This window comes from Streptomyces sp. NPDC102274 (genome assembly GCF_044766385.1).
In the GTDB taxonomy this organism is placed as follows: domain Bacteria; phylum Actinomycetota; class Actinomycetes; order Streptomycetales; family Streptomycetaceae; genus Streptomyces.
Genome location: NZ_JBIWLW010000012.1, coordinates 181,166 through 205,914, shown reverse-complemented (window position 1 = coordinate 205,914; position 24,749 = coordinate 181,166). Strand labels below are relative to the sequence as shown.

General features: G+C 72.3%; 18 protein-coding genes and 1 pseudogene. 12 read left to right on the top strand and 7 right to left on the bottom strand.

The genetic code is table 11. The annotated features are described in order from the left end of the window. Positions 1 to 137: 137 nt before the first annotated feature. Together ACIRQP_RS19030 and ACIRQP_RS19025 are read right to left on the bottom strand one after the other, a co-directional pair. Positions 138 to 1,019: a diacylglycerol/lipid kinase family protein gene (locus ACIRQP_RS19030; protein ID WP_403891104.1), complete on the bottom strand. Its 882-nt coding sequence runs from the start codon at positions 1,017 to 1,019 to the stop codon at positions 138 to 140. 2 nt (positions 1,020 to 1,021) lie between these two features. Then, positions 1,022 to 1,215 (bottom strand): annotated as a pseudogene (locus tag ACIRQP_RS19025) (FAD-linked oxidase C-terminal domain-containing protein); the annotation flags it as partial. Between the two features lie 451 nt (positions 1,216 to 1,666). On the opposite strand from ACIRQP_RS19025, the gene ACIRQP_RS19020 reads away from it, so the two are divergent. The 3 genes from ACIRQP_RS19020 (at position 1,667) to ACIRQP_RS19010 (ending at position 5,331) form a co-directional block, all read left to right on the top strand. Continuing rightward, positions 1,667 to 2,542, top strand: coding sequence for an LLM class F420-dependent oxidoreductase (locus ACIRQP_RS19020; protein WP_403891101.1), 876 nt, complete (start codon positions 1,667 to 1,669; stop codon positions 2,540 to 2,542). A 282-nt stretch (positions 2,543 to 2,824) separates the two neighbouring features. Beyond that, positions 2,825 to 3,673, top strand: a complete 849-nt coding sequence (locus ACIRQP_RS19015; protein WP_403891098.1) for an NAD-dependent epimerase/dehydratase family protein — start codon at positions 2,825 to 2,827, stop codon at positions 3,671 to 3,673. 407 nt (positions 3,674 to 4,080) lie between these two features. Next, a complete protein-coding gene (locus ACIRQP_RS19010; protein ID WP_403891095.1) occupies positions 4,081 to 5,331 on the top strand; it encodes a DUF3089 domain-containing protein in 1,251 nt (416 codons plus the stop codon). A 73-nt stretch (positions 5,332 to 5,404) separates the two neighbouring features. On the opposite strand, the gene ACIRQP_RS19005 is transcribed toward ACIRQP_RS19010, so the two are convergent. Then, positions 5,405 to 5,821, bottom strand: a complete 417-nt coding sequence (locus ACIRQP_RS19005; protein ID WP_403891092.1) for an organic hydroperoxide resistance protein — start codon at positions 5,819 to 5,821, stop codon at positions 5,405 to 5,407. Positions 5,822 to 5,950: 129 nt separating this feature from the next. On the opposite strand from ACIRQP_RS19005, the gene ACIRQP_RS19000 reads away from it, so the two are divergent. The 3 genes from ACIRQP_RS19000 (at position 5,951) to ACIRQP_RS18990 (ending at position 8,388) form a co-directional block, all read left to right on the top strand. After that, positions 5,951 to 6,472, top strand: a complete 522-nt coding sequence (locus ACIRQP_RS19000; protein ID WP_403891089.1) for a MarR family winged helix-turn-helix transcriptional regulator — start codon at positions 5,951 to 5,953, stop codon at positions 6,470 to 6,472. Positions 6,473 to 6,592: 120 nt separating this feature from the next. Next, positions 6,593 to 7,498 carry an NADP-dependent oxidoreductase gene (locus tag ACIRQP_RS18995; protein WP_403891087.1) on the top strand — a complete coding sequence of 302 codons (906 nt, stop codon included), beginning with the start codon at positions 6,593 to 6,595 and terminating at the stop codon, positions 7,496 to 7,498. 140 nt (positions 7,499 to 7,638) lie between these two features. Beyond that, complete coding sequence (locus ACIRQP_RS18990; protein ID WP_403891084.1) at positions 7,639 to 8,388, top strand: ribonuclease H; 750 nt, start codon at positions 7,639 to 7,641, stop codon at positions 8,386 to 8,388. Between the two features lie 27 nt (positions 8,389 to 8,415). Here the strand turns inward: ACIRQP_RS18990 and ACIRQP_RS18985 are convergent, their stop codons facing one another. From ACIRQP_RS18985 to ACIRQP_RS18970, 4 genes are all read right to left on the bottom strand, one after another. Next, complete coding sequence (locus ACIRQP_RS18985; RefSeq protein ID WP_403891081.1) at positions 8,416 to 9,384, bottom strand: PfkB family carbohydrate kinase; 969 nt, start codon at positions 9,382 to 9,384, stop codon at positions 8,416 to 8,418. Then, entirely contained in the window at positions 9,381 to 10,859 is a 1,479-nt protein-coding gene (locus ACIRQP_RS18980; protein ID WP_403891077.1) for a purine-cytosine permease family protein, read from the bottom strand. Before ACIRQP_RS18980 ends, ACIRQP_RS18985 begins: the two co-directional genes overlap by 4 nt. A gap of 110 nt (positions 10,860 to 10,969) precedes the next feature. Then, on the bottom strand, positions 10,970 to 11,962 hold the full coding sequence (locus ACIRQP_RS18975) for an ADP-ribosylglycohydrolase family protein (RefSeq protein ID WP_403891075.1): 993 nt from the start codon (positions 11,960 to 11,962) through the stop codon (positions 10,970 to 10,972). Further along, a complete protein-coding gene (locus ACIRQP_RS18970) occupies positions 11,959 to 12,678 on the bottom strand; it encodes a GntR family transcriptional regulator (RefSeq protein ID WP_403891073.1) in 720 nt (239 codons plus the stop codon). Before ACIRQP_RS18970 ends, ACIRQP_RS18975 begins: the two co-directional genes overlap by 4 nt. A 720-nt stretch (positions 12,679 to 13,398) precedes the next feature. On the opposite strand from ACIRQP_RS18970, the gene ACIRQP_RS18965 reads away from it, so the two are divergent. From ACIRQP_RS18965 to ACIRQP_RS18940, 6 genes are read left to right on the top strand one after another with little or no spacing between them, the layout of a single operon-like run. After that, the gene (locus tag ACIRQP_RS18965; protein ID WP_403891070.1) at positions 13,399 to 14,412 is read left to right on the top strand and encodes a 3-oxoacyl-ACP synthase III family protein; all 1,014 of its coding nucleotides are present in this window, start codon (positions 13,399 to 13,401) and stop codon (positions 14,410 to 14,412) included. After that, the gene (locus ACIRQP_RS18960) at positions 14,409 to 14,678 is read left to right on the top strand and encodes an acyl carrier protein (RefSeq protein WP_382519213.1); all 270 of its coding nucleotides are present in this window, start codon (positions 14,409 to 14,411) and stop codon (positions 14,676 to 14,678) included. Before ACIRQP_RS18965 ends, ACIRQP_RS18960 begins: the two co-directional genes overlap by 4 nt. Further along, positions 14,662 to 15,933, top strand: a complete 1,272-nt coding sequence (locus ACIRQP_RS18955; protein WP_403891067.1) for an acyl-CoA dehydrogenase family protein — start codon at positions 14,662 to 14,664, stop codon at positions 15,931 to 15,933. The genes ACIRQP_RS18960 and ACIRQP_RS18955 overlap by 17 nt, the downstream gene beginning before the upstream one ends. After that, the gene (locus tag ACIRQP_RS18950; protein WP_403891064.1) at positions 15,930 to 17,003 is read left to right on the top strand and encodes an HAD-IIIC family phosphatase; all 1,074 of its coding nucleotides are present in this window, start codon (positions 15,930 to 15,932) and stop codon (positions 17,001 to 17,003) included. Before ACIRQP_RS18955 ends, ACIRQP_RS18950 begins: the two co-directional genes overlap by 4 nt. 19 nt (positions 17,004 to 17,022) lie before the next feature. Next, a complete protein-coding gene (locus tag ACIRQP_RS18945) occupies positions 17,023 to 19,095 on the top strand; it encodes a non-ribosomal peptide synthetase (protein WP_403891062.1) in 2,073 nt (690 codons plus the stop codon). Between the two features lie 31 nt (positions 19,096 to 19,126). Continuing rightward, a complete protein-coding gene (locus ACIRQP_RS18940; RefSeq protein WP_403891059.1) occupies positions 19,127 to 24,724 on the top strand; it encodes a condensation domain-containing protein in 5,598 nt (1,865 codons plus the stop codon). Positions 24,725 to 24,749 lie beyond the last annotated feature (25 nt).

The window sequence follows — 24,749 nt, the reverse complement described above, 5'->3', positions numbered from 1 at the left end:
CACCACCGCGCTCTGTTCGTTCGAATGTTTCGTATGAGCGCTTGGAGCCGCAGCATAGCCATCGCCGTGTCGCGCGGGCGGAGTGCGGCCGCACCGCGTCACCCAGGGCTCGCCGGGGAAGGTCGGGTCGGGGCGAATCAGGACAACAGGTTCAGGGCTCCGGGCAGAACACGTGCCGTGACCGGCAGATCGCCCTCGACCTCGCCGTCCGCGCCGTAGGGGAGGTCCCGGTCGCACTCGATCCGCACCTCCCGCCCTCGCAGGGTCTCCACCTGCCGCCGGTGAACGTGTCCGCCGCTCCTGAGCTCGTTCATCACGGCGAAGAACAACAGGCGGGAGACCTGGTGGATGATGACGACATCGAGCAGGCCGTCGTCCACGGCCGCGGCGGGTGCGATGCGCCGGCCGAAGCCGTAGTAGCCGGAGTTGGCCACGACGACGGTGAATCCTCTGCGGTGATGGAGGGTGCCGTCGACGGTGACGCGGTATCCGGCCGGGCGCCAGCCCATTACGGCGCGCATCCCTCCCGCGTAGTAGGAGGCGGCGCCGCGCAGCAGACGGCTGTGGTTGGCATGGCGGTTGGCCAGCGCGTCGACACCGGCGTAGACGCTGCCGAGGACGGGCACGCGGTCGTGAACGGCCGACTCGACCTCGATGACGTCCGTCGCCTTCGGCTCGCCGTGCAGGAGCAGTTCGGCGAGCCGGGCCGGCTCGGCGGGCAGCCCGACCGCACGGGCGAAGTCGTTTCCACGACCGGCGGGCACGATCCCGCCGACCGCGTCGGTCCCCGCGAGAGCGCCGACGACGCGGCCCGTCAGGCCGTCACCGCCGACGCCCAGCACGATCCGGCCCCGTCCGGCGGCTCCCAGGGCCAGTTCCCGTGCGTGACCGAGACTGCGGCTGTACTCGACTTCGAGTTCGGCGCCGGCCTCACGCAGCAGTCCGGCGAGGGGGGTGAGGGCCGCCGCCGATCTCGCGCCTCCCGCGCTCGGGTTGACGACCGCCGTGAATTGTCGCATGGCTACGCTCCGGTGGGCGGGGACCGCACGGGTGGCAGAAGGATGCCGGGATTGAGGATGCCGGACGGATCGAGGCGGTCCTTCACCGCGTGGGGGACCTCGACGCCGAGAGGGCCGATCTCCCTGGCGTACCCGTCACGGTACCCACACCATGGTGATGGCTGATGGTGCCGCCCGACGCGAGGATCGCTTCGCCCACCACCCGTGCCGGACGTGCCCGAGGCGCCGGAGTCCGAAACGCCCCGCCGGGCCGCGGCAGCGGCGGCGCCTTCCGCCACCGGTAGCTGACCGGCGCCTGCCGCCGGGAGCGCGAACCGCCCAGGGGCGATGGCCTTGTACAACGCGCCTCGCCCGCGACGGAGGGCGGGTGGCCCGGACAGTGAGCGGCCCGGTCCCGCTTCCGGGGACACGTTGAGCTGTTCGGCGGCGCGGGCGAGGCGGGCGCCGCCCCGGCCGGTGATGATGACGGGAGCGCCACCCCGTCCCCGGGTCTCCGGGGAAGAGCCTTTCCCGCGCGCTCCAGAAGCCCTCGGAAGCATCGGGAACCCGGCAAGCCTCGGGAACCGGGCAAGCATCAGGAATAGGCCGCGCGGGATCCGGGTAGGCACGGTCGTTACTGGATTCGAGTCCACGCGGGAGACGACACGATGGTGAATCTGCGGGAATCCGTGGGCCGTTACGGGATCTGGAGCGCGGAACTCCGCTCGGAGGACGTCGCCCTGCGCGGGGAGATTCCCGAGGCCGCCGCCGAACTGGAGGAGCTCGGCTTCGGCGCCGTCTGGCTGGGCGGCAGCAGCGGTGTCGAGCACGCGGTACCGCTCGTCGAGGCCACCTCCCGGCTCACCGTCGCCACCGGCATCCTCAGCATCTGGCAGTACGAGGCCGCCGATGCGGCCGCCCGCTTCCTGGCGTTGGAATCCGGGCACCCGGGGCGCTTCCTGCTCGGGCTCGGCGCCAGCCACGCCAAGCTCGCCGCGCAGTACCGGCGCCCCTACTCGGCGATGGTCGGCTACCTCGACGCGCTGGACGCGGCAGGAATGCCGGCCGGGCGGATCGTACTGGCCGCCCTCGGGCCGAAGATGCTCGAACTCTCCCGTGACCGCGCGGGCGGCGCGCACCCGTACCTCGTCACCCCCGAACACACCGCACAGGCCCGTGAACTCCTCGGCCCCGACTCCCTGCTCGCACCTGAGCTGAAGGTCGTCCTGGACGCCGATCCGGAGACCGCCCGCGCCACGGCCCGCGGCTATCTCGCGCGGTATCTCGCCCTGCCCAACTACACCAACAGCTTCCTGCGGCTGGGGTTCACCGAGGACGACTTCACCGGCGGCGGCAGCGACCGGCTCATCGACGCCGTCTACGCGTGGGGCGACGCGGCCCGGATCCGGGACTGTATCGACGCCTTCCACGTGGCCGGCGCCGACCATGTCGCTCTCCAGATCGTCACGGGCGACAGCGCTTCGGGGGCGCCGGGAGCCCTGCCGCGTGCCGAGTGGCGCCGGCTCGCCGAGCTGCTGACCTGACGCGTGACACCCGACGCCGTACGGCCCGCTCCTGCCAGTTGGTGAAGGCGAACGCCGTTCGACGCGCTTCCCACGCTGCTGCGCGACCACCGGATCGAGGCACGCCGGGGCGATGGGCCCCGGCGTAACCTCACCCGTACGCCGGACAACCGGCGCCGCCGGATCCACGCTTTCCAGGAGCCGGTCACCCTGTCGGCGGCCAGGATCGTCGTCGGGGCGACCAACGGCGCCGCGTCCGCGCATATCGGTGGCCGTCCGCGCCTACGGACCGGGAGTTCAGACATGGTGACGAGGGTGATGGTCACCGGCGCGGCCGGGCGGATAGGACGCGCGCTGCTCGCCCTGCTCGCCGAGCGGGGAATCGAGGCCAACGCGCTGGTACTGGAGGACCCCGGCGACCTCCCCGCGCGGCTGGTGGTCACCGGTGACGCCACCGATCCGACGACCGTACGGGCCGCGCTGGACGGCGCCGACGCGGTCATCCACCTCGCGGCCATCCCCTCCCCGGTTCACCACAGCGCCGGGGAGGTCTTCGGCGGCAACACCCTTGCCACGTTCACCGTGCTGGAAGAGGCCGGACGGGCCGGAATCCGCCGTACCGCGCTCGCCAGTTCGTTCGGTGTCACGGGTCTGCCCTGGACGGACGAGCCGCATCCGCACCCCGCCTACCTCCCGGTCGACGAGGCGATGCCCGCGCAGGTGGCGGACGCCTACGGGCTCTCCAAGCAGACCGACGAGCTGACAGCCCGGACGATGGCACGACGCCACTCCATGAGCGTGATCTGTCTGCGCTACCCCTTCGTCGGCGGGTTCGACGACCGGCTGCGGGCCCGCGCCGCCCGGCTCACCGCGGATCCGGCCGCCGGGGCACGGGAGTTGTGGACCTATCTGGAAGTGCGCGACGCGGCGCGGGCCGCCCTGCTGGCCCTCGGCGTGCCCGGACCGGGAGCGCACGCCGTCCATCTCTGCGCCCCCGAGACGCTGGTTCCGTTCCCCACGAAGGAACTCCTGCTCCGCTACCACCCCGCCACCCCGCTGCGCCGCCCCCTGCCCGGACGCACCGCGCCCATCGACACCACGGCGGCGCGGCGGCTGCTCGGTTTCACCGCGCGGAATCTGCTCGACATCTGACGCCGCTGTCCTCCTGTCCTCCGTCGCCGGCTCCCCGAGACCGTCGGGGCCAACCCTCAGGTAGAGGGTGAGACGGGCGGTCTCGTCCAGCGGGGGCACGAGCCGGGCCCGGACGTGGTGCCGAGCCGTCAGCCGGGTGCCGATCCTGTTGGCCGGTTGTCGCCATCCTCTCCACCCGAGGTGTGAAGCCTGTCCCTTGGGATCAAGGTGAGAGAGACGGGCCGGACCGGCCCGCCGGGACAGCGACCGCGCGCCTCTGCCGATCGGAGGGAACACCCGTGTCTCGTATGGACGCAGTGCGAAGACTTCTGATTCCGGTGGCCGCGGTTCTCGAGATGGTGCTGTTGTCCACGAGCGCGCGAGCGAGTCCGGCGACCGGAGCGACCGGAGTGGCCCGAGTGGCTGGAGTGGCCCGAGCGACCGCCGACCTCGACGCGCGGCCGCTGGACCGTACCGTCTGGCTGTGCCGACCGGGACTGCTGAACAACCCCTGCGGGCAGGACGCCGAGGGCATGCCGCAGCCGGCCGGCCCCGAGCTGGTCACCCGCTACCCGAGCGGTGGGACCCGGCTCCTGGATGCCACCCTGTTCGCGGTCGGCGCGAGTGGGAAGCGCGAGCCGTTCACCGTCACCGGGAAGCCGCCCGTGGACTGCTTCTACGCCTATCCGACGGTGGACCTGCTGCCCAACCCCCTGCTCCGGACCGGCAGCCGGCCCCCGGTGCCGCAGGACGTCCATCAAGCCGTGACGCTCATGCAGAGCGCGCGCTTCGCCGGACTGTGCCGGATGTTCGTCCCGGTCTACCGCCAGGTACCGCTGCCGGCTCTGCTCGCGGGGATCGTCGTGGGCTCGGGCGCCGACCTGACCACGGCCACCATGGACATCCGAGGCGCCTGGGACGACTACTGGGCCCATGACAACCGCGACCCGAAGACCGGCGAGCGCCGTGGGGTCGTCATCCTCGGTCACTCCCAGGGCACCGCAGTCGCCACCGAACTGATGCGGGAACGGGTCGACGACCACCCCGGGGTACGGCGACAACTCGTCGCCGCCGCACTGCTCGGCGGGAACGTCGAGGTGCCCGAGGGCCGGGACGCGGGCGGTGGATCCGACCCCGCGTCGACGTTCCAGCACATCCCCGCCTGCCGGCGCCCCGCCGGCGCCCCGCTGCCCACCGGCTGCGTGGTCTCGTACGCAACCTATTCCCTGCCCGGGGGCTCACTGCCCGCCGTGATCGGCAGAACGGCGAGCCCCGGCCACCGCGTGGTCTGCGTCAACCCGGCGGCGCTGCTGCGCGGCGAGGCGGCCGACGCCCGCGTACCGCTCGATCTGTATCTGCCCACCCGGCGGCTGATCGGCGGCAACGCACTGCTGCCGAACGGACCTCTGGCGCTGCCCCTGAACGGCTACCGTCTCCCGGACCTGCCCACGGGCTTCGCCCGCCATCCCGATGCGCTCACGGGGGAGTGCACGCATGCCACGGACGGAACGGTCAGCGCCGACTGGCTCCAGGTCGGCGGGGACCTCTCGTACTTCCCCGCCCCCGCGCCCGCCGGACTGACCGGTCTGCACGCCATGGACTTCAATGTGGCCCAGGGGGACCTGATCGCCCTGGCCACGGCGCAGACCCGCGCGTGGCTGGACCGCCGGAAGCCATGACCCGTACGGTCGCGCCGCCGCGCCATAGGGCGGCGGCGCGCCCGGTCCGGGCGGAGGGGACGCGGCCGGGCTGTTACTCGATGACCAGCTCGACCGGGATGTTGCCGCGGGTGGCGTTGGAGTACGGGCAGACCTGGTGGGCCTGGTCGACGAGTTCCTGGCCCAAGGGGCCTTCGAGGTGCTCGGGCAGCTCGACCCGCAGGACGACGGAGAGTCCGAAGCCCGAGGCCACATCGCCGCCGATGCCGACTTCGGCGGTCACGGACACGTCCTTGGTGTCATGACCGCCCGCGCGGCCGACCGCGCCCAGAGCGCTGGCGAAGCAGGCCGCGTAGCCGGCGGCGAAGAGCTGCTCGGGGTTGGTGCCCTTGCCGCTGCCACCCATTTCGCGCGGCGGCGCCAGCTGGACATCCAGAAGACCGTCGGAGCTGACGGCCCGGCCGTCGCGCCCGTTCGCGGTGGCGATGGCGGTGTAGTGCGTCGTGGTCATCGGTTCTCCTCGGGAGTGGAGTGGCGAGGCATGGTTGCGGATGCGGTCGGCGACGGGGCCGCCGGCCGATCCCCACAAGAACAGCATAGCGCAATTTAATTGTGCACAACTGAAGAGTACGATGACCTCATGGATCGCTCAGCGGACACACCCCTGGAAGGCGCGGCGGCATACCCCCTCCCGTCGGGACGCGGGCCGGCGGGCTCGGAGGAACTGCTGCGCCTGGACCGTCAGGTGTGCTTCGCGCTGCACGCGGCCTCCCGCGCGTTCGACGCGCTCTACCGGCCGCTCCTCGGGGAGTTGGGCCTCACCTACCCGCAGTACCTGGCGATGCTCGCCCTCTGGGAGCACGACGTACTGACCGTCAAGGAACTGGGCCTCGCCCTCCGTCTCGACTCCGGGACCCTCTCCCCCCTGCTCAAGCGGCTGGAAGCGGCCGGACTCGTGGTGCGCGAGCGCAGCCGCAGCGACGAGCGCTCGGTCAGCGTCCGTCTGACCACCTCGGGTGCCGCGCTCAAGCGGCGCGCGCGGGTGCTGCCCGAGACGGTTCTCGCCTCGACCGGCTTCGACGAGGGCGAACTCACCGCGCTGCACCGGACGCTCGGCAGACTCACCGCGGCTCTGGACGGCGCCACCGCGCGCCGTTCCTGAGCCCTGTCCGTACGAGACGTTCGGGTGGCCGAACGGCCGCTCCGCGAGATGTGCCGCACAGAGGTGTGCCACAGAGTGGGGGTGGGGGAGGACGGGATCGGACCGAGAGGACGCGCAGACATGCTGGCAGTGGAGTACGCGGAGTACGGCGACCCGTCGGTTCTCGGGGTGGCCACCATGCCGGAACCGCACGCCGGTCCCGGACAGGTCCGCATCGCGGTGTACGCCGCCGGGGTGAACCCTGTCGACTGGAAGGCGCGTTCCGGGCAGCTCAAGGATCTGATGCCGCAGACATTGCCCGCCATCCCCGGGAGGGAGGCGGCAGGTGTCGTCGACGAGGTCGGCGAGGGCGTCGACGTGATCGCCGTGGGGGACGAGGTGTTCGGGCTCGGCACCGCGACCTCCGCGGAGTTCGCCGTCCTGGACCACTTCGCCCGGAAGCCCGCCTCGCTGGACTGGTCCCGGGCGGCCGGGCTCGCGTTCGTCGCCGAGACCGCGTCGCGCGCCCTGGGGATCCTGGGCCCGTCCTCCGGACAGACGCTGCTGATCGACGGTGCCGCGGGCGGGGTGGGCAGCGCCGCCGCGCAGTTCGCGCTCGCCGACGGGGTCGCCGTCATCGGCACGGCCGGTGAGTCCAACCACGCGTATCTGCGTTCCCTCGGCGCCGAGCCCACCACCTACGGACCGGGGCTGCCCGAGCGCGTGGCCGCCCTGGCCCCGAACGGGGTCGATGTCGCGCTCGACACCGTCGGCAAGGGAGCCCTGCCGGATCTTGTCGCGATCACCGGTTCCCCCGACACGGTGGTGACTGTCGCCGACCTCTCCGCCGCCGAGCACGGCGTACGGATCACCACCAGGGCGTCGGCGTTCGACGCCCTGGCCAAGGCCGCCCGCCTCGCCGACGAGGGAAAGTTCGGGGTCCGTATCGCCGCGGAGTTCACGCTCGCCGACGCGGCGAAGGCCCACGAGATCAGCCAGGGTGGGCACGCCATGGGCAAGGTCGTCCTGCGACTGACCGGAGTCTGATCGCGGCACGCGACCGGAGCACGACCGAAGCGCGACCGGAGCACGGCTCAAGCTCTGCCGGAGTCCGTCCCGGAGGGACGAGCGGCTCGGCCGGCGGGCGGGACGAGGGTGCGGTGCTCGGCGGGTCGCGGGGCACTGGCATGATCGGTGACATGGCTGAACGCGTTATCGCCGCGTGTGACGGGGCGTCGAAAGGAAATCCCGGGCCCGCCGGCTGGGCCTGGGTCATCGCCGAGGGTGACGGTACCTCCGTACAGTGGGAGGCGGGACCGCTGGGCACGGCGACCAACAACGTCGCGGAACTCACCGCGCTGGAGCGCTTGTTGACGGCCGCCGACCCCAGTGTCCCGCTGGAGATCCGGATGGACTCCCAGTACGCCATGAAGGCGGTCACGACCTGGCTGCCCGGCTGGAAGCGCAAGGGCTGGAAGACATCCGCCGGCAAGCCCGTGGCCAACCAGGAACTGGTCGTCCGCATCGACGCGCTGCTCACGGGGCGCTCGGTGGAGTTCCGGTACGTGCCCGCGCACCAGGTGAACGGCGACCGTTTCAATGACTTCGCCGACCGTGCCGCCAGCCAGGCGGCGATCGCGCAGGAGGCCGCGGGCAGCGCGTACGACTCCCCGGAGCCGCCGACCGCGCCCGACACCGTACGCTCCGGCGGGTCCCGAGGCCGCGCATCGGGCTCGGGAGCGGGCTCGGGAGCCTCGGCGAAGGCGGCCCCGTCGCGGCAGCGCACCCCGGGAAACCCGAAGAGGACGCTCAACGCCAAGTTCCCCGGTCGCTGCCGTTGTGGGCGCTCCTACGCCGCCGGTGAACCGATCGCCAAGAACCCGGACGGCTGGGGTCACCCGGCATGCGCCACGGCGACGGCGCCCGCCCAGACGTAGCCAACCGGCCGTCAGCGGCCGGCCGTGTCAGCGGCCCGCCGCGCCGAACAGCCGCTCCGCCAGCGGATCCCCGTCCAGGAACGCCGCCAGTTCCGTACGGTCCGGCGCGGTGGCGGGGCCGCGGCGCCCCACCGCGTACGCCGCCGCCGCGTTGGCTCCGCGCGCGGCCGTCAGCGGGTCCTGGCCCTGGCTGAGCAGGGCCAGGAACGAGCCGACATGCGCGTCCCCCGCCCCGTTGCTGTCGACCGCGTCGACCGGGAACCCCGGCACATGCCGCGGCGCCTCACCGGGCGCCGCCAGCCAGCAGCCGTCCTTGTCGGCCCGTACGAGCACACCCGCGCCCGGAGCCAGCCGTTCCCGCAGCGCCGCGGCCGCCGTGCGCGGATCCTCGTGGCCGGACATCAGCCGGGCCTCGCGGGCGTTGCCGCTGAGCCAGTCCGTACGGGCCAGGACCGGGGCGAGCACCGCCTCGGGGATGTCGGCCACCAGCGGCGCCGGGTCGAAACAGAGCGTGATGTCCGCCGGCAGCCCCGCCGCGAAGCGGGACAGCAGCGGGCCGTTGACCGGCATCACCAGTCCATAGCCGGAGAGCTGCACCACATCGCCGGGGAGCAGCCGTGCGGCGACCACGTCGACATCCGCCCGCGTCAGCTCCGCGTCGACCCCGAAGCTGGTGACGAAGGTACGTTCGCCGCCGCCGTCGACCAGGGCCACGGTGAAGCCGGTGTCGCCGTCGGTACGGGCGGGCAGCAGCGTCGCGATGTGTTCGGCGGCGAGCGCCTCGCGTACGAGATCGCCGTACGGTCCCGTGCCGTGCAGCCCGGCGAAGACCGCTTCCGTACCGAGACGGCGGGCCGCGACCAGGGTGTTGAAACCGCCGCCCGCGGTCAGTTCCGTACGTGTGCCGATGACGTCGCCGCCGCGTTCGGGCAGCGCGGGGACCTCGATCACCAGATCGGCGATGACGTTCCCGGCGAGGACGAGACGGCCGCTCAATGTCCGGCCTCCTGGAGAGCGGGGGAGACGGCCTCGTTCGCGGTGCCGGTCGCGGCGCCGGTACGGCGGCCGAACAGCGCGTACACCGCCGCGCCGACGGCCATCGAGATCGCCCAGCCCAGCCCGTTCACGCCGAACCAGGTGTCGGAGAGCGGGCCCGCGAACCAGACGTCGGTCTCGCTCGTCGACGCCTTGGTGAAGAGCAGACCGGCCACGATGGCGGCGGCCCAGCCGAGGACGGCGGGCAGGTGGAAGCCGCCCGCGTACCAGTACCGGCTGGTGCGGGTGGTGTCCATCACTGCCTCGGAGTCGTACGTACGCCCGCGCAGCGAGTCCACCGCGATCACCCCGATCCAGGCCGAGATGGGTACCGCCAGCAGGGTCAGGAAGGTGGAGAAGGGGCCGTAGAAGTCGTCGGCGATCAGCATGAAGTAGATACCGCCGGCGAACATCAGCACCACATCGAGGGCGACGGCCACCGGGCGCGGCACCCGCAGCCCCAGAGTGATCATCGTCAGCCCGGCGGAGTAGGTGGAGAGATGGTTCGACATCAGCAGTCCGCCGAAGGCCGCGATCAGATAGGGGATCGCCATCCAGGAGGGCAGCATCGCGTTGATGGCGGCGACCGGGTCGGAGGCCGTGGCGAGCGTCGGATCGCCCGCGGCGAGCAGTGAGCCGAGCGAGATCAGCAGCACGAGCGGGATGCCCGCGCCGAACGCCGAGGCCACGATCAGCCGCCTGCCCGGAATATCACGGGGCAGATAACGGGCGTAGTCCGCACCCGCGTTGGCCCAGCCGATCCCGGTACCCGCCGCGATGAAGCCGATGCCCGCGATCACACCGCTGGTCGGACCGGTCGGGGCGTCGAGGACCTTGGTCCAGTCGACGGTGGCGACCAGGAAGCCCATCACGATCAGATTGAGGACGCCGAAGACGACCGTGGCCCACTTGTTGATCCACATGATGGTGGCGTGGCCGAGACCGCTGATCAGCAGCGTGCAGGCGATGAAGACCAGCAGACAGACGAGCGTGAGCACGGTGTTCTGGTCGACTCCGAACGCGATGCCGAGCAGCGCGAGCAGCGCGTACGCCGCGGTGGTCGTCGTGATCGTCTCCCAGCCGACCCGGCTCAGCCAGGTGACCAGGGTCGGACCCGCGTTGCCCCGCTGCCCGAAGACCGCGCGGGAGAGGGTGAGCGCCGGAGCGCCGCCCTTCTTGCCCGCCAGGCTCAGGGCCCCCACCAGCGCGAAGGAGCCGAAGGCGCCGACGACGGCGACGAGCATCGCCTGCCAGATGTTCAGGCCGCGGAAGGCGACGAGGGTCGCGCCGAGCGGGAGCCCGAGGATGCTGATATTGGCGGCGAACCAGGTCCAGAACATCTGGCCGGCCTGGCCGTGCCGCTCGTTGTCGGGGACCGGTTCGATCCCTCGGGTCTCAATGGCACCGACGCGATCGTTCGTCTTCGAAGCGGCCATGACGGAACCTCCTAGCAAGGTGCGAAGGGACGGGTGGCGAAAACGGAGGAGCGGGGCCCTGGGGCCGGGGACCCGGGGGTCCGCGCGGCGTACAGGGGTCTCGGGGCGGCTCAGCGGAGGGCGAGCAGCCGGGCGGTCAGTGGTTCCAGGGCAAGGGAGTTGACGGTACGGAGCGTCCGGACGGCCTCGGCCGGCAGTGCCGAGAGCCCGGCGACCGACCCGGCGATCGCGCCCGCGACGGCGCCGATGGTGTCGCTGTCGCCGCCGAGGTTGGCGGCGAGGAGGGTGGCGCGCCATGGATCGCCGTCGGCCACGGCGAGTACCGCGAAGGCGGCGGGCACCGACTCCTGGCTGGCCACGCTGGTACCGATGAGTGCGCAGATCCGGTCCAGGGCCTCGGCCTCCGGGAGGTCCCGTACCAGCTCCCACGCCCACTCGATCCGGGAGGCGATATCGGCTCCGGCGATCCAGTGCCCGCGCCGCGCGCCCGCCCGGGAGGCGGCCACCGCGGCGGCGACGGCCTCCCCCAGTGTGCCTCCGCCGACACCCGTGCTGACGGCGGCGGCGACGGCCGCCGCGCCCGCGATCCCGACAGTCGTGTCATGCGTGACCTGGCAGGACTCCACGACATGGTCGAGGAAGGATTCCAGCGGCTCGACGGCGAAGGCGATCCCGACCGGGGTGACGCGCATCGCGGCGCCGTTGGTCGTGCCGTACCTCCCCGCCTCCTGGATCGGTACGCCACGGGCCACCGCGTCCAGAGCGGCCTTGGTGGACGGGCCGAGAAGGTCGAAGGAACCCTTGGCCTTCATCTCCTTCTCCCAGTCGAGCAGCTCATGGGCGAGGCGCAGCGGGTCGATCCGGCCATGGCCCTCGTCGATCAGCCGGCCGACGATGACGGCCTGGTCGGTGTCGTCGGTGACGGAGCCGGCCGGCATGCCCGCGCTGACCGGGTTGTCGGGACGGGCGGGCTCGAAGCCGGTGAGGGTGCCGTAGACCCGTACGACGTCCTCCCGGGACATCACCTGCGTGGGCATGCCGAGGGCGTCGCCGAGGGCGAGTCCGTAGTACGCGCCGAGGGCGCGGTCGAGTCGGTCGGTCACAGTCGGCCTCCCCGGCCCGAGCGGACGTGCAGTTCGAACCTGGCGGGGTCCAGCAGGCTGGTGACCTGCTCGACGACCGAGCCGTCGGCGGCCCGGTAGACCTGGGCGAGCCGCAGGAAGGACTCGCCCGGGGAGCGGTGCAGTACGGCGGCCTCCGCCGCGTCGAGCCCGCGGACGGACACCAGGCCCTCGCCGGAGTCGGTGATACGGCCCGCGGCGATCAGCGCCCGGTTGAGCGAGCCGCCGTCGAGTCCGCGCTCCGGCAGCCCGGAGAGGTCACCGGTGGCGGGAACCCTGCTGTGTTCGAGCGACACGCCCTGTCCGTCGGCGAGACGTCTGACCCGGTCCAGGGCGATGAACGTACTCGACGCGAGCCCCAGCTCCGCGGCCAGCTCCCGGTCGGTCACCTCCTCCAGGCGGAGGGTCTCGGTCGTCAGCTCGGTGCCCTGCTCGGCGAGCGCCCGGGTCCAGCCGAGGCGGTTGTCCAGCGGCGTCCCGTCGAAAGTGACGAAGGAACCGATCCCCGCGTGGGTGGAGATCAGCCCCTCCTCCCCGAGGACCTGGAGCGCCTGCCGCAGGGTGGTGCGGCTGACGCCGAAGCGCTCGGTGAGCGCGTGCTCCCCGGGCAGCCTGCTGCCGTCTGTGTGGACGCCGGCGCGGATCTCGTCGGCGAGAACGCGGGCGATGCGATGATGCTTGTGTACCTGTCCAGGCATGTCTAGAAGGTAAACGGACACGTTCCCTCCGGTCCATAGTCCACGGAGGATTTCTTTCGCCCCGCACGGTGTCGGCCGGGGCGCTCTTCCCGGACGCCGGATCCGTGCGCGCCTGTCGGTCGCATGGGACGGCGCGCCGTCGGGGGTCCGGGGCGGCGGCCGCGGGGAGACGTCCTCGCCCTCGGTCGCGAAGACCGGTTCATCGGTGAACCGGGCCGGTTCACCGGAACGGGTGTCCGGAGGCCGGGAGTTGTACGAAGTGCCGGTCACGTCGTCCCCGTCGCGCTCGGAGGAGAAGGCGACGCGCCGGCCGTGAAGGCGGGCCGGCGCCCGAAGGAAGGGTGAGCATTCAGCCACAGCCAAATCGCCCAGAAGTGATTTGGGTCACAGTCGCGGGCCGGAATGGTGTGTGTGCCGGAAAGTGCCGCCCCTCGCGGGTGCGTGCGCGAAAGGGGGCTGTCCTGGCCCCGGATGACGGATGTCATGGTCGGGCGTGATGTATGTCAGGAAATGGACGATCTCGTTCCTCATTTCTGTGTGACCTGCGTCATATGACCCGGGGTTGGGTCGGTGCTTACATCCGACCGCACGGTGTGGTGATCGGTCCGGCGAACACAGCCCGTGGTCCGTCCCCGCCGCTCTCCCCAACTCCCGTGCCGAACAGCGCCGATGCTCAGAAGCCCAGGATTCCCTGCCGCCCAGGACCCAGAGGGAGAGCGCGTGACCGATCGAGCCGCCCGCGATGACACGGCACCGCTCGCCGTACGCGAGGCCGCCTGGTACCTGCCGGAACCGGTCGTGCCGGTCGCCGGACTGGCGGCACGGGACGAGACCGAACTCCGCACCCGCGGCAGCCTGGGGATCGACACCGTACGGGCGGACGACCGGGTGAGCGCGGTGGACCTCTGCGAGCGCGCCGCGCGCCGTGTGCTCGACCGCTCCGGGGTGGACGCCCGGGAGCTGGGGGCCCTGATCATGGTCGAATCACGGGCACCGGAAACCCTGCTCAGCTCCGAGGTGACCCGGCTGCAGCATCTGCTCGGCGCCGGCGCGGCGACGACCCTCGCGGTGGGCGGGCTCGGCTGTGTCTCGATCAGCGCCGCGCTGATCACCGCCCGCGGCCTGCTGGCCGGGGACACCGCCATGGACAACGTCCTGGTCGTACACGGCAGCAAACCGGCCGCGGCGGTGCGCTACCGCCACCCCGTGACGGTCAACGGCGACGGCGGGCAGGCGCTGTTGCTCTCCCGCCGCGGTCCCGTCCGGATCCTCGACATCGCGCAGCGGACCAACGGCCAGTACTGGGACCTCTTCCAGGTGAAGTACCGGGACCGGCCCACCGCGCAGTGGCGCGAGGAGTGCGGCGACCCGGCCACCTACTCGTTCCGGCTCGCCATGGAGACACGCGGCACGCTCTCGGCGATGCTGCGCGAGGTCCTGGAACGCAATGGCCTGCGCCCGGCGGACATCCGCGGATATCTCAGCCACAACCTGTCCGCGGGCAGCTTCACCTTCACCGAGGAATCCCTCGGCATCGACATCCTGCCCGTCTGCCGGGAGAACCTCCGGCGCTACGGGCACCTCGGCTCGAACGATGTCTTCCTGAACCTCTACACGGCCCTGGAGCGCAAGGAACTCGCCACGGGGGACCGCGTCGTACTGCTCAATGCCAGTCCGGTAGCCGCCTGGAGTCTGCTGCTGGTCGAGATAGGACCACAGGAGGGTGTGGCGTGAACGGCATCACCGAAGAGGTCACGGAGTTCCTGACCGCGGCGCTCCGCCGGCCGATCGGCCCGGACGACGACTACTTCGCCTTGGGCCTCGCGGACTCGCTCTTCGCGCTGGAGCTGGTGACCTTCGTCGAGGAGCGCTTCTCGTTCACCGTCGAGGTGGAGGACCTCGACCTGGACAGCTTCCGCACGGCCACCCGCATCACGGAATTCGTGCTCCGCAAGACCGGGGCCGGCCGGCTGACGGAAACCCATGACCAGGGTGCCTGACGCCGCGCCGCCCGGAGCCGGGCCGCCGGCCGAGACCCTGACGCACGACGCGCCGACCGCCGGGGGCCGACCGGAGGACGGACAACCGGGCGGCGCGGAACGGTCCTTGATACGCGCGGCGGCCGAACTCGCCGCCGGGGCACGCGGTCCGGCGGCCGACTGGGACCGCACCGGCGCACTGCCCGACTCCGTACGGAAGGACATGGCCTCGGCGGGCCTGCTCGGCGCCGACCTGCCCCGGAGGTACGGGGGAGCGGGCCTCGGCCCCGCCGCGCTCGGCGAGGCGGCCGCGCACCTGGGCGGGGTGTGCAGCGCCCTGCGCGGGCTGCTGACCGTGCAGGGCATGGTCGCGGCGGCGCTGGCGCGTTGGGGCACCCGGGAGCAGCGTGCCGACTGGCTCCCGAGACTGGCGAGCGGTGAGCTGACCGCGGGCTTCGCGGCCACCGAGCAGGCGGCCGGCAGCGCGCTCGGGGCCGTGGAGACCCGGATCGAGGACTCCCGCGACGGCGCGGACATCGAGGTGAGCGGCCGCAAGAAATGGATCACCTTCGGTGAGGTGGCCGATGTCTTCCTGGTCCTGGGGAAGAGCCGGGGCAAGCTCGCCACCGTGCTCGTCGAGGCGGACCGTACGGGCGTGAGCCGGGAGCCGGTGACCGGCCAGCTCGGTATGCGCGCCGCACGGATCGCGCATGTGACCTTCGACGCGGTGCGGGTCCCCAGGAGCCATCTCGTCGCCCCACCGGGTCTCGGGCTGTCCCATGTCGCGGCCACCGCGCTCGACCACGGCCGCTTCACGGTCGCCTGGGGATGCGTGGGCATGGCCGAGGCGTGTGTCGCCGACGCCGCCACGCATGCCGCCGCCCGCTCCCAGGGCGGTGTGCCGCTCGCCGACCACCAACTGGTCCGGTCCCTGCTGGCCCGCTGCTGGGTGCGGACCGCCGGCGCGCGTGAACTGGCCCGCCGGGCGGCGGAGTTCCGCGTGCCGGGTGCGGGCAGGGGCGTCACGGAGACCATCGTCGCCAAGTACGCGGCCGCCGCTGCCGCGGCCTCGGTCAGCCGCGACACCGTACAGATCCTCGGCTCGGCCGGCTGCGAGCCCGACAGCAGACCGGGACGCCACTTCCGGGACGCCAAGGTCATGGAGATCATCGAAGGAGCGCAGCACGTGTCCGAACTTCACATAGCCGATCGCCTCCTGCGTCAGTTCGGCGCTCCGCCCGTCTCCGGCACGCGACGCCCCGGGGAGCCGGTATGACACCGGACCGAGGTGCCCCGACGCGCGCCCCGCGGACCGCCCCCGTCGTCAAGTGCCTGGTGTGGGACCTGGACGACACGCTGTGGGACGGGGTCGTACTGGAGAACGACGACCCGGAGCCCTTCCCCGAGGCGCTGGAGACCCTGAGCGCACTGGACAAGCGGGGCATCCTGCACGCCGCCGCCAGCCGCAGCGAACACAGCGCCGTCACCCGCCATCTGACGGAACACGGCCTGGACGACTGGTTCTGCGCGGTGCAGGTCGGCTGGGGTGCCAAGTCCGGCGCGCTGCGCCGTATCGCCGAGACCCTCAACATCGGTCTGGACACCCTCGCGTTCGTCGACAACGACCCGGCGGAGCGCGCCGAGGTCGAGGCGGCGCTGCCCATGGTCCGCTGCTACCCGGCCGACGAGGTCGGCCGGCTCCCGGACCGCGCCGAGTTCCAGCCGGAGCAGGTCACCGAGGAGGCGTCCCGGCGGCGCGCGCTCTACCGCACCGAGTGGCGGCGCCGTGAGGCCGAGGAGGAGTTCGGTGAGGACCGGCAGGCCTTCCTCGCCTCGCTCGACCTGGTCATGCGGCTGCGCCCGGCCACCGAGGACGATCTCTCGCGGGCCGGCGAACTGACCGTCAGGACCCATCAGCTCAACAGCACCGGCCTGACATACGACGCCGACGAACTGCGGGCGCTCAGCGCCTCGCCGGACCATCAGGTGCGGGTGGCACGGCTCAGCGACCGGTTCGGTGACTACGGGATCATCGGCCTGGCCGTCACCGAACTCACGCCCGGGGACTCGGTCCTGAGGCTGATGCTGATGTCGTGCCGGGTCGCCTCACGGGGAGTGGGCGGTGTCCTCCTCAACCATCTGGTCCGGGAGGCGCTGTCGGAGGGCCGCCGGCCCGTCGCGCACTTCGTACCCACCGACGTCAACCGGAACATGCTCGTCACGCTCCGGTTCGCGGGCTATCGGCAGGTGGCCACCGAGGACGGCCACCTGGTGCTCGCGATCGACCGGGACCGTCCGGCTCCGGAGCACCACAGCCATACCCGTGTGATCACTGGCGCGGAGTGAGAAGGGGGAGACCACGGTGGTGAACAGCTACGCGAGCGACCGCGACGGAGCCGCTGGGACTCGGGCCCGGGGCGCGACCGTGACCGAACAGGGGCCGACCGCGTCCGAACACAGGCCGACTGCGACCGAACAGGGGCCGACCGCGACCGAACAGAGGCCGATCGTGGCGGAACAGGGGGCGATGCCGGCCGAACGCGGGTCGCTCCTGGCCGCCTTCCGGAAACAAGCCGCCCGCTCCCCGGAGACCACCGCCCTCATCATCGGGGAAGCGGTCCTCACCTACCGCGAACTCGACCACGCCGCGGCCGGGCTCGCCCGGCTCCTGCGGCAGCGCGGCGCACGGCCGGGCAGGGTCATCTGCATCCGCGTCGAGCAGAGCGCCCTCGCCGTGATCGGGGTACTCGCCGCCCTGCGGATCGGCGCCGCCTGGGCCGCGCTCGAACCGGACCTGCCGGCCTCGCGCGTACGGGCGCTGTTCCGGGACACCGACTGCGCGGTGGTGCTGAGCACGGGTGACGACCCGGCCATGACGGGCCTGGTGAACCCGCCGGAGCGGCTCGATGCCGCCGGACTCCGGATACCCGACCTCATCGAGACCGGTGCGCGCGTCGCGGACGTGGACGAGGGGTACCCGCCGGTCTCCGAGGACGCCCCCGCCTATCTCGTCTACACCTCGGGATCGACCGGGCTCCCGAAGGGGGTCATGGTCAGCCGCGCCCAGCTCGCGGCGTCCATCGGCTCCCGCGCCGGGGTCTACGGCACCGAACCCTCCACCTTCCTCATGGCGATGCGGCTGTCGTTCGACGGCATGCTCGGCGGCATGTTCTGGTCGTTCCGCAACGGCCACACCCTGCTGCTGCCCGATCTGCGGCAGCTGAGGCAGGTTCAGGAACTCGCCGGGCTGGCCGGCACACACCGGGCGACCCATCTCGTCGTCGTCCCCTCCTACTACCGGGCGCTGCTGGACGAGAGCCGACTGCTCCCCGATTCCCTGCGGCTGGTGGTGGTCGCGGGCGAGGTCTGTACGCCGGAGCTGGTGCGTACGCACCACGAACGGTTGCCCGGCGTGCGACTGGCGAACGAGTACGGCCCCACCGAAACGATCATCTCCTGCACCGTCGAACCCGACCCGGACGCTTCCCGGCCGCGGATCCCCATCGGCCGGCCCTGGCCGGGCGCCGAGGCATGGGTACTGGACGACCGGCTGCGCGAGGTACCGGCCGGGGTGGAGGGCGAGCTGTACATCGGTGGCGCGTTCGTGGCCCTCGGGTACGCCGGACAGCCGGGCAGAACGGCCGAGCGGTTTGTCGCCGACCCGTTCGGCCGGCCGGGAGCGCGCCTGTACCGCACCGGTGATCTCGCCCTCGTCGACGAACAGGGAGCGATCCACTACCACGGCAGAACCGATCTCCAGGTGAAGATCCGCGGCACGCGTATCGAACTCGGCGAGATCGAGAGCGTCCTGGAGCGCCATCCCGCCATCGGCCAGGCGGTGGTGGTCTGTGAACCGGCCGAGGACGACGAGCCGCGCTTGATGGCCTTCGTCACGCCCGCCGGGCCCCAGGTCACGCCGCCCGGCGGAATGGCACTGCGTCGGCACTGCCTCGGACATCTGGTGGAACAGGCCGTGCCCACCGTGTTCGTGCCGGTCGCGCGGATGCCGCTGAACAGCAGCGGCAAGGCCGACCGGACGGCGCTGCTGCGCGACTGCGTCCCGGCGGGCGGGCCCGAGGGCGGCGCGGGCGCGGATCAGGTCGACGGGCGGCTCGAAGGCCGGACGGGCGAGGACTCCCCCTGGGAGGGGTGGACCGGCCACCGGCGGACCGTCGGCGCCATCTGGGCGGCCGTACTCAGACACTCCGACACCGGGCCCGACGACAACTTCTTCGCGGTCGGCGGCAGTTCCCTCAAGATCATCGATCTGCACGCGCGGCTGAATCAGCGGTGGCCGGGAGTGCTGCGCATGGGAGAACTGTTCGACCTCATCACCATCTCCGCCCAGGCGGAGGCGATCACGAGCCGCGTGGGCGTGGGCGCGGACGCGGACGCCAGGCGAGAAGACCTCACACCCCCGACCGCTTATGAGCTGTGAAGGCAGGGTGCCGCATGAACGGGAGGGCGACATGAGCGGGACGGGCACGGCGTACGGGAGCGACGCGGCGTACGAGAACGGTACGGCGTACCGGACCGGCGCGACGCGGGACGACGGTACGACGCGGGCGAGGCCGGCCGTCGCGGTCATCGGGATCGCCACGCGCCTCCCGCAGGCGGACAGCCTCGACGCGTTCCGGGCGAATCTGCTCAACGGCGTCGACTCGGTGCGCCCCATACCGCCCGAGCGGGTCGAGTCCACCTGTCTGGACCCCTCCGCGGACTACCCGGAGCTGGGGTATCTGGACCGGATCGATCTCTTCGACCATGAATACTTCGGTGTGTCGCGGCGCGAGGCCGAGGTCACCGACCCGCAGCACCGGCTCGCCCTCGAACTCACCCACGAGGCGCTGGAGAACGCCGGATACGCCCCCTCGGGTCTGCGCGACAGCCAGACCGCCGTGATCTTCAGCTCCCCGAGCAACGGTTACGCGCCGCTGGTCCGCGAGCACGGCACGCTGAGCATGATCGGCAACGTCCCCTGCATACTGCCCGCCAGGATCTCCCACATCTTCGGGCTGACCGGGCCCTGTTACGGCGTCGACACCGGCTGCAACGGATCGCTCGTCGCCGTACACCAGGCATGCCGGGAACTGCGTGACGGCGACGCGGAGTACGCGGTGGCCGGGGGTGTGAGCCTGCGTCATGTCATCGCCCCCGCCGCCACTGTGGCGGCCTTCCCCGGCATCAGCTCGCCGACCGCCAGGTCCCGGGCGTTCGACCACGCTGCGGACGGAGCGGGCGGCGGTGAGGGGGGCGCGGTCCTGCTGCTCACCACCCTGGAACGGGCGATGGCGGACGGCGCGTTCATCCACGCGGTGATCCGCGGCAGCGCCGTCGGGCACAACGGCCGGCACTCCGCCACCATCAGCACGCCGAGCGCCCGGTCCCAGGCGGAGGTCATCCGCAAGGCGTGGCGCAGCGCTGCTCTGGACATCGGGACGGCCGGGTACGTCGAGACACACGGCTCGGGCACCCGGCTCGGCGACGCCATCGAGGCGGAGGGACTGGCGCTGGCCCGCCCCGGCGACCGGCGCATCCTCCCGGTCGGTTCCGTGAAGACCAACCTCGGGCATCTGGACCACGCCGCGGGGATCGCCGGGCTGGTCAAGACGATCCTCAGTGTGCGGCACGGTGAGCTGTACCCCTCGCTGCACTTCGAACGGGCGGCGGACGAGGTCGATCTCGACGGTGCCCGCCTCGATGTCGTGACGTCGGTCCTGCCCTGGCGCGACGAGGTGCGCCGCGCCGGTGTCAGCTCGTTCAGCCTCGGCGGCGTCAACGCGCACTGTGTGGTGGAGCAGGCGCCTCCGACATCCGTATGGCGGGCGGCGGACGCCGGCGACGGCGCGGCCAACGGCGCGGGTGGAGGACCGGGTACCGACGAGGCGCGGTTGGTCGGCGTCTCCGCCCGTACGCCCGCCGAGCTCATCGCCCTGTGCGAACGGCTCTCGCTCGAACTGCGCCACAGCACACAGCCGTTGGCCGATATCGCCAGGACGCTGAACGAGGGACGGGAGCACCACCCCTACCGTGTCGGCGCGGTGGCCCGCCGGACCACCGAACTCGCCGTCAGACTGGCCGCGGAGGCCACCTGGCAGCGGCTGGACACCCCGGACACGGCGGCGTCCCCGCGGACGGGCCGGACCGAGGCCCGGCTCGCCGCCGCGCCCCGCGTTGTGTTCCTGTTCTCCGGCGACGCCGACCCCAGCCGGGCGCCGGAGACGGACCCGCGCCCGGACCCGCTGCCCGAGCGGCTGCCCGTACCGGCCGACCGCGCCGCGATGGTTCGCGGCCAGCTCGCCGCGTACACCCGGCTCACCCGGGCCGGAGTGGCCCCCGACGGGCTGATGAGTTCCGGGATGTCCCGGTATACCGTCCGGCATCTCCAGAACACCCTGACGCCCGCTGACACCGCGGCGCTGGAGCGGGCGACGAGCGGCCAGGACCCGGCCGTGGCCGGTAACGCGCTCCGGCTGGAGCAGCTGCGGGCGGCGGCGGACGAACAGATCGCGGGCGGTCCCGTCGTCTTCGTGGAACTGGCGGCCCGTGGAGAGCTCGGCGAGCGGCTGGCGGAGTATCTGCACGGCCGCCCCGGCGCCTCGGTCCTCACCCTGGACTCCGGCGCGGACGGGGTGCTCGACGTGCTGGCCCGGCTCTACGAGCTGCGATGGGATCCCGACTGGTCCGCACTGGCGGCGGCCGCCGGTGGGCGGGGTGGCGGCGTCGGCCGCCGGGTCCCACTGCCCGGCCACCGGCTCAGGGGCGTCCGCTGCTGGGCGCGGCCCGTGGGCGACATCATCTCCTTCGAGGGGTTCGGAGCCGCCGCGCCGACGACGACGGCCACCGAGGCGGTGGCGCCCCCGGCGCCCGCCGCCGCGCCTGTCCGTGTCCCCGAGCCCAGGGCCGTTCCGGCCCCCGTACCCGTCGTCCCCGAGGCCCCGGTACCCGCGCCCGTACCCGCCGCGCCCGCGCTCTCGTCCGAGCCCGGTCCGACCGCGCCGTCCGGCCCGCAGACCGTGCTGAGCTGGCTTCAGGAATCCCTGACCGATCTGCTCCGCGCGGACGAGGTCCCGGCCGACGCGGACTACTTCTCCATCGGCGGGAACTCCGTCATCGCGCTCCAGCTCGTCCAGCAGATGGAACGGCGTTACGGCGCCCACCTCAAGCTGGTCGACATCTACGACCATCCCATCGTCGGCGACCTCTCGGACGCCCTCTCGGCCCGGCTGCCGCAGGCCGCGCGGGAAACGGGGACACGGCCGGAGCTGTCGGCCGTGCCCGCTCAGGACGACGGCCACGGGCTGCCGCCGATCCTCCCCGGAGACGAGCTGGTGCTGTCGTACGGGCAGGAACGCATGTGGTTCCACCACCAGTTGGACCCGACCACCACGCTCTACAACCTGCCGGGTGTCTCCCGGCACCGCGGTCCGCTGGATCCCGACGCGGTACGGCTCGCCTGGGAGGATCTCGCACAGCGGCACGAGACCCTGCGATCCAACTTCGTCGAGGCCGACGGGCGACCGCGGTTGGTGATCCGCCCGGAGCTGGGCGACTTCTTCCGGTACGAGGACGTCTCCGCCGACCCGGACCCCGAGGCCGCGGCGCGCGCGGTCATCAGGGCCGAGACCGGCTGGGTGTTCGACCTCGCCCGTGATTCGCTGGTCCGGGTGACGCTGGTACGGCTCGCGCCCGACGAGTATCTCTTCTGCTGGGCGATGCACCACGCGGTCAACGACGGCTGGGCGCCCCAGATCCAGATGAAGGAATTCCTCACGTTCTACACGGCCCGGCTGGAGGGCCGCGTACACCGGTTCGATCCGCTGCCCGTGCAGTACCGGGACTACGCGCGCTGGCAGCGGGAACTGCTGGAGGGCTCGCGGCTCGACGGCGAACTGGACTACTGGCGCGGGCGATTGAGCGATCCCCCGGCGCTCGCACTGCCCACCGACCGGCCGCGTGCCACACGCATGGACTTCGCCGGAGCGTCCCACGGGTTCACCCTCCCCGGCGAACTGGTCAACGGACTGAGGGCGGTGGGCGGCCGGGAGACCGCCACGCTCTTCATGGTGCTGCTCACCGGCCTCAAAGTGCTGCTCGCGCGCTGGTCCGGTCAACGGGACGTCGTGATCGGCACGCCGACCATCGGCCGCAGCCGCCCCGAACTGTGGGGCCTGCTCGGCTTCTTCAACAACACCATCGCCCTGCGCTCCGACCTCTCCGGTGATCCGACCTTCCGGCAGCTGCTGCGCCAGGTGCGCGGTGTGGTGGTCGGCGCGCTGGATCATCAGGAGATCCCGTTCGACAAGATCGTGCGCGAGGTCGCACCGGAGCGCGATCCCAGCCGGAACCCGATCTTCGACGTGATGTACGTCCACCAGACGCTGCCGGCGGGCCTCGCGTTCGGCGAGGACCTGTTCGGTCCGGCCGGACACGAGGACACCGGTCCCTACTTCCCCGGACTGCCGAAGGGCACGGCCAAGTTCGACCTCACGGTGGTCGTCGCCGAGCGGGCGGGCGAGGAATCCCTCGACGTGGTGATCGAGTACGCCACGCAGCTCTTCGACGCCGGTACTGTCGAGGCGCTGTCGGCGTCGCTGACGGAGCTGCTGCGTGCTGTCGCGGCGGATGAGGACACCCTGTACGGGGAGATCCCCGTACAGCCGGCCCCCACCCAGGGGACCGCCACCGAGTCGACCGCCATCGAGCGGACCGCCGTCGAGCCGGCTGCCACCGCGCCGACCGCCGTCGAGTCCGCCGCCCCGGACCTCCCGGCCCCACCCGCCGTTTCCGGAGATCCGGTCAGCGTCTGCGTGGAGCTGCGTGGCGAGGTGGACGGCGCGCGGCTGCGGACCGCGTTCCAGGAACTGGCCGAGCGGCACGCGGTGCTGCGCCCGGTACGCGGCGACTTCTTCACCGCCGTCGACACCTCTGGCCGCGACGCACCAGCGGCCGCCGCACGCGAACTCGCGCTGGCGGAAGGGCGGCGGCCCCTGGCCCCGGTCGCGGGCCGCCCGCTGCGCGCGCTGCTGATCACCACGGGCCGCACCGAGCACATCCTCGTGGTGACCACCCACCCCGCGGCCTACGACGGAGGGCAGCCCGGTGTGTTCTTCCGGGACCTGTTCGCCCTCTACGGCGCGCGGCTGCGCGGACACACGGCGCGTCTGCCCGAACTCCCGGTCCGGTACGAGGAGTACGCGCGCGGGCAGGACGATCCGCTGGTGGACGGTCCACTGATGGAGGCTCCGCTCAACGGCCGCCTCGATCACTGGAAGCACACCCTCGACGGGCTGCGCGCCTCCGGCCTGCCCGCCGACCGGCCGCGCCCCCTCGCCGGTACGGGTGCCTGCGCCGCTCACACCTTCCGGGTTCCGGAGGAACTCGCCGTCGAACTGAGCCGGGCCGGAGCCCGGGAGGGGCTGCTCGCGGGTATCGCCACGCTCCTCGCCCTGCGCGCCGAGACGGAGGAGGCGGTCCTCGGATTCACCACGGTGCCGGGCCCGGCCGTGGGGGAGACGGGAGACAGCCGGGAGCGGCCCGGGACGGACGAACTGATCGGCCCGTTCGCGCGCACCCTGCCGCTGCGCGTCGCGCTCGCCGACGACCCCTCCTACGACCGGCTCACCGAGCGGATCCGAGGAGTGGTCGCCGACGCGGAGAGCCACCGGGACGTGCCGCTCGCCGATATCGTCCGCGCGGTCGGGGTGCCTCAAGAGCCGGGGCGGGCACCGCTCTTCGACGTCGTCTACGCCCATCACCGCCTGCCCACGGAGCTCGGCTCCGCGGCCGGCGTCGAGGTCGGTGCCGTGCGGTGGCCGGGTGAGGAGGCGGGACGTCTCACCGCCGCCACCGGTACGGCCGGCCACGATCTGGCCTGGTCCGTCGTCGAAGGCCCCGAGCCGGGCGCCTTGCAGGCGTCGGTGGAGTACCGCACCGAGATGTTCGACGCCTCGACGGTCACCGCCTTCGCCGACGACCTGGTCGCCCTCGTGCGCGCCGCTATCCGTGAGCCCGCCGCGCCCCTGTCGCACCTGTGGTTCAGCGCCACCGCCTCACTCGCCGACTGACATCCCGGACAGAGCCGAAGGAGAT

Coding starts and splice junctions, on each gene's coding strand:
- ACIRQP_RS19030 (WP_403891104.1), bottom strand. CDS start 1,019: ATGCGACAATTCACGGCGGTCGTCAACCCGAGCGCGGGAGGCGCGAGA.
- ACIRQP_RS19020 (WP_403891101.1), top strand. CDS start 1,667: ATGGTGAATCTGCGGGAATCCGTGGGCCGTTACGGGATCTGGAGCGCG.
- ACIRQP_RS19015 (WP_403891098.1), top strand. CDS start 2,825: ATGGTGACGAGGGTGATGGTCACCGGCGCGGCCGGGCGGATAGGACGC.
- ACIRQP_RS19005 (WP_403891092.1), bottom strand. CDS start 5,821: ATGACCACGACGCACTACACCGCCATCGCCACCGCGAACGGGCGCGAC.
- ACIRQP_RS19000 (WP_403891089.1), top strand. CDS start 5,951: ATGGATCGCTCAGCGGACACACCCCTGGAAGGCGCGGCGGCATACCCC.
- ACIRQP_RS18995 (WP_403891087.1), top strand. CDS start 6,593: ATGCTGGCAGTGGAGTACGCGGAGTACGGCGACCCGTCGGTTCTCGGG.
- ACIRQP_RS18990 (WP_403891084.1), top strand. CDS start 7,639: ATGATCGGTGACATGGCTGAACGCGTTATCGCCGCGTGTGACGGGGCG.
- ACIRQP_RS18980 (WP_403891077.1), bottom strand. CDS start 10,859: ATGGCCGCTTCGAAGACGAACGATCGCGTCGGTGCCATTGAGACCCGA.
- ACIRQP_RS18970 (WP_403891073.1), bottom strand. CDS start 12,678: ATGCCTGGACAGGTACACAAGCATCATCGCATCGCCCGCGTTCTCGCC.
- ACIRQP_RS18955 (WP_403891067.1), top strand. CDS start 14,662: ATGACCAGGGTGCCTGACGCCGCGCCGCCCGGAGCCGGGCCGCCGGCC.
- ACIRQP_RS18950 (WP_403891064.1), top strand. CDS start 15,930: ATGACACCGGACCGAGGTGCCCCGACGCGCGCCCCGCGGACCGCCCCC.
- ACIRQP_RS18940 (WP_403891059.1), top strand. CDS start 19,127: ATGAGCGGGACGGGCACGGCGTACGGGAGCGACGCGGCGTACGAGAAC.